This window comes from Nocardiopsis sp. TNDT3 (genome assembly GCF_003427465.1).
In the GTDB taxonomy this organism is placed as follows: Bacteria; Actinomycetota; Actinomycetes; order Streptosporangiales; family Streptosporangiaceae; genus Nocardiopsis; species Nocardiopsis dassonvillei.
The window spans coordinates 1-3515 of the sequence record NZ_QPFC01000121.1 but is presented as its reverse complement, the minus strand read 5'-3'; the positions used below and the strand labels follow the sequence as shown (position 1 = coordinate 3515).

The window sequence follows — 3515 nt, the reverse complement described above, 5'->3', positions numbered from 1 at the left end:
CGGCCGGGACCACGCGGTGCCCCCGCGGGGCAGGGGGGACGCGGGAACCGCGCCCGGGGCGTGCTCAGGGCGCGGAGCCCCCGCCCAGGAACGCGCGCAGGTGCCGCGCCGTGGCCTCGGGCGCCTCCTCGGGCACGTAGTGGTCGCAGTCCAGCGCGTGGCCGCGCACGTCGCGGGCGTATCCGCTCCAGGCGTCCGGCACGTCGTAGTGGCGGCCCACGAAGCTGTGCCGTCCCCACAACAGCAGGACAGGGCACTCCAGGCGGCGCCCGGCGTCGGCCCGGTCGTGCTCCAGGTCGATCGAGGCCGCCGCCCGGTAGTCCTCGCAGGAGGCGTGGATCGCGGCCGGGTCGCGGAAGCAGCGCACGTACTCGTCCACGGCGGCGGGTGCGAAGGGGGTGCCGCCGTGGTGGCGGGCGTTCATGCGGGTGCGGACCCAGAAGTCCGGGTCCTGCCCGATGAGGTGCTCGGGGATGCCGTTGCCCGCAGCCAGGAAGAACCAGTGGTGGTACCCGAGGGCGAACTCGGCGTCGGCGTGCTCGAAGGCGTACCGGGTCGGCACGATGTCCAGCGCGCACAGCGCCGTCACCGCCTCCGGGTGGTCCAGGGCGAGGCGGTGGCCGACTCGGCCGCCGCGGTCGTGGCCCGCCACGGCGAAGGAGTCGAAGCCCAGTCCGCGCATGACGAGGTACTGGTCCCGCGCCATGGCCCGCTTGGCGTAGGGGGCGTGCCGCTCGTCGGAGGCGGGCTTGTCGCTGTCCCCGTAACCGCGCAGGTCGGTCATGACCAGCGTGAACCGGTCCGCCAGGAGCGGTGCGACGCGGTGCCAGATCAGGTGCGTCTGCGGGTAGCCGTGCAGCAGCAGGAGCGGGGGGCCGTCCCCGCCCAGACGGACGTTGACGCGCACGCCCCCGGCGTCCACGGTGCGGCGGGCGAATCCGGAGGGGAGGAGGTCGCTCATGACTGGATTCCAGCAGGCCGGGGGCGCGGACGTCCAAGACCGGATGTCGATATCGTTGATAGGCCCGGCCTATAAGGAGGAGCGGTGGACGTCCGGCAGCTGGAGTACTTCCTGGCCGTGGTCGACCACGGCGGGGTGAACCGGGCGGCCTCGGCCCTGTACCTGTCCCAGCCGTCCCTGTCGCAGGCGGTCCGGGCCCTGGAACGCGACCTGGGCAGCGACCTCTTCCACCGCATCGGCCGCCGTGTAGTGCTGACCGGGGCGGGACGCGCGCTGGTCGAGCCCGCCCGGGAGGCGGTGCGCGCCCTGGAGCTGGCCCGCTCGGCGGTCGAGTCGGTGCGGGAGCTGCGCGGCGGACGGGTGGACGTGGCCGTGCTGCCCACCCAGGCGATCGAGCCGCTGACCGGCCTGGTGGCGGGCTTCACCCGGCGCCACCCGGAGGTGTCGGTGTCGGTCCGCAGTGCGCTGACCACGCGCGACGCCGTGGAGATGGTGCGCACCGGCGCCTGCGAACTCGGTGTGGTGGCCACCTCCGAGCCCTTCGCGCGGACGGGGGTGCGCGCCCATCCGCTGGTGCGCCAGAGCTTCGTGCTGCTCGCCCCGCCCGACGGGCCCTTCAGCGCGGGGGAACCCGTGCGCGCCCAGCGGCTGGAAGGGCAGCGGTTGATCGTGGGACAGCACGGTTCGGGCATGCGACGGTTCGTCGACGAACTGGTCGCGGGCGGCCTGGACGCCCGGGTCGCCGTGGAGAGCGAGCACCGGGTGTCCCTCCTGCCGCTGGTGCTGGGCGGGGCCGGGATCGCGGTGGTCACCGACGCCTGGCGGGACCTGGCCGAGCGGGCCGGGGCGCTGGTGCTGGACCTGGAGCCCACCGGCCACCTGTACGTGTCCCTGGTCAGCAGGAGGGGGCCGCTCACCGCGGCGGCGGAGGCGTTCGTGGCCCACGCGGTGGACTGGTCCGCGGGGGCGGACCCGGGCCACGCGGGCGGACCCGGGAGCGACGTCCTCACCGGGGGTTCGGGCTGATCAGCCCTTCGGGGCCGACGGTTTGAGGCCGCCCGGGCCGAAATCCGACGCGTCGACCCCGAAACCGTGCCGGCGCAGTACCGCCACCGCGTCGTCCAGGAACTGGCGGCCGGTGGTGAGGCCGCGATCACCCACGCTGTTCGGCCTGAGGCTGTGGCACCGCTTCCTCTCGTCGTCGTTGTGGACGAACAGGACCGCGTTCCCGGGGATGTTCACGCTCGGGCGCTCAGCCGACCATGTCGAAGGCGGAGACCACCCTGGTCGGGCGCAGCCGCACCGCGAGCTCGCCGGGCACGCCGTTGCGCCGCCCGAACTCCTCGGCCCGCTCGGGCCCCATGTAGCGGCGGGCGATCGCGGTGGCGGTGCGCACCAGCTCGTCGGGGTCCTCGGACACGACGGCCTCGCCCTGCACCTGCACGAAGGCGTACGGCGGTTCGGGCAGGTCCACGGTGAGCGCCACCCTGGGGTCGCGCGCGATGGACCGGCCCTTCGCGGTGGAGGCGCCGGTGTTGAAGACGATGTCGCCGTCCTCGACGACGAACCACACCGGTGCCGCCAGCGGCCGTCCGTCCGAGGCGGTGTAGGCGAGCATCCCGGTGCGGGTGCCCTGGAGCAGGAAGTCGCGGACCCGGGGGTCGGAGAGAGAAGTCACGGCCCCACGCTAGTGCGCGGGTCCCGGTCCCTCCAGGAGGACGCGGCGCCGGGGTGCCCGCGTGTCGGCGCGACCCCGCGTATCGGTACGATCCGCGCAACACGGACGTCCGCCGCGGGCGGTCGGACACGGGAGAGGGTTGCCATGGGCGGGGTCGTGCCGGACGACGGGACGTGGCGGATCGGCGCCCGTGAGGGCGTCGCGCTCTCGGCGCGCTGGTGGAAGTGGGTGTGGTCGGCGCCGGAGGGGTGCGATCCGGTCCGCGACGCCACCGGCGAGCACGCGGCCCGCAACCAGCCGGACGACCTGTGGTTCCTCGCCGGTACCTACGGGGGCAGGGTCGTGCGCCGGTGCGAGGTGCCCACGGGACGCCCCCTGTTCTTCCCGGTGTTCAACATGCAGTTCCCCTTCGAGTACTCCAGGGAGCCGGTGGCCATGCCGGTCGCGCGGGCCGACGCGCACCTCAACGGCGTCGCGCTGCCGCTGGAGGAGTTCCAGGGGGTGTTCCGCAGCCCCCTGTGGGTCCGCAGGCACAGCTGGGGGCTGTGGGGCGCGGTCTCGCCCCTGAGCCCCGGCGGGTACGTGCTGGAGATCAGGGCGGACGACGGGCAGGGCTTCCGGGTGGACACCACCTACCACCTGACCGTCGTCTAGACGCGCGGGACGGCGCGACGAGGGCCGCGCCACGACGGCCGGGCACGCTGCCCGCACCGTTCGGCGCGCGGACCCCGCCGGACCCATGCCGCGGGTCGGGCGGGGACAGCCCCGGGAGCTGGGCGGTTTCCGGTCCCGCCGCCCGCCGGGGGTACCGGACGGCGGCGGAGAAGCGCACCAGGCCGTCGCCGGTCCCGCCGCCCGCCGGAGCGGACCTCGGTG

Annotated in this window: 5 protein-coding genes; 2 read left to right on the top strand and 3 right to left on the bottom strand. The window is 74.8% G+C overall.

All coding sequences use genetic code 11. From position 1 onward, the window contains the following. Window positions 1-64 precede the first annotated feature (64 nt). Window positions 65-961: an alpha/beta fold hydrolase gene (locus DQW06_RS03375; RefSeq protein WP_013151880.1), complete on the bottom strand. Its 897-nt coding sequence runs from the start codon at window positions 959-961 to the stop codon at window positions 65-67. Window positions 962-1045: 84 nt separating this feature from the next. Here DQW06_RS03375 and DQW06_RS03370 point away from each other — a divergent pair, with 84 nt between their 5' ends. Next, window positions 1046-1987: a LysR family transcriptional regulator gene (locus tag DQW06_RS03370; RefSeq protein ID WP_013151881.1), complete on the top strand. Its 942-nt coding sequence runs from the start codon at window positions 1046-1048 to the stop codon at window positions 1985-1987. Here the strand turns inward: DQW06_RS03370 and DQW06_RS03365 are convergent, their stop codons facing one another. Together DQW06_RS03365 and DQW06_RS03360 are read right to left on the bottom strand one after the other, a co-directional pair. Beyond that, window positions 1988-2203: a hypothetical protein gene (locus DQW06_RS03365; RefSeq protein ID WP_117197942.1), complete on the bottom strand. Its 216-nt coding sequence runs from the start codon at window positions 2201-2203 to the stop codon at window positions 1988-1990. A 10-nt stretch (window positions 2204-2213) separates the two neighbouring features. Further along, on the bottom strand, window positions 2214-2639 hold the full coding sequence (locus DQW06_RS03360; protein ID WP_013151882.1) for a PPOX class F420-dependent oxidoreductase: 426 nt from the start codon (window positions 2637-2639) through the stop codon (window positions 2214-2216). Between the two features lie 144 nt (window positions 2640-2783). Between DQW06_RS03360 and DQW06_RS03355 the strand changes: the two genes are divergently transcribed. Next, on the top strand, window positions 2784-3293 hold the full coding sequence (locus DQW06_RS03355; protein WP_013151883.1) for a hypothetical protein: 510 nt from the start codon (window positions 2784-2786) through the stop codon (window positions 3291-3293). The last annotated feature ends 222 nt before the right edge of the window (window positions 3294-3515 follow it).

Bases quoted from the DNA above. Each gene is read 5' to 3' on its own strand.
- DQW06_RS03375 (WP_013151880.1), bottom strand. From the start codon at position 961: ATGAGCGACCTCCTCCCCTCCGGATTCGCCCGCCGCACCGTGGACGCC.
- DQW06_RS03355 (WP_013151883.1), top strand. From the start codon at position 2,784: ATGGGCGGGGTCGTGCCGGACGACGGGACGTGGCGGATCGGCGCCCGT.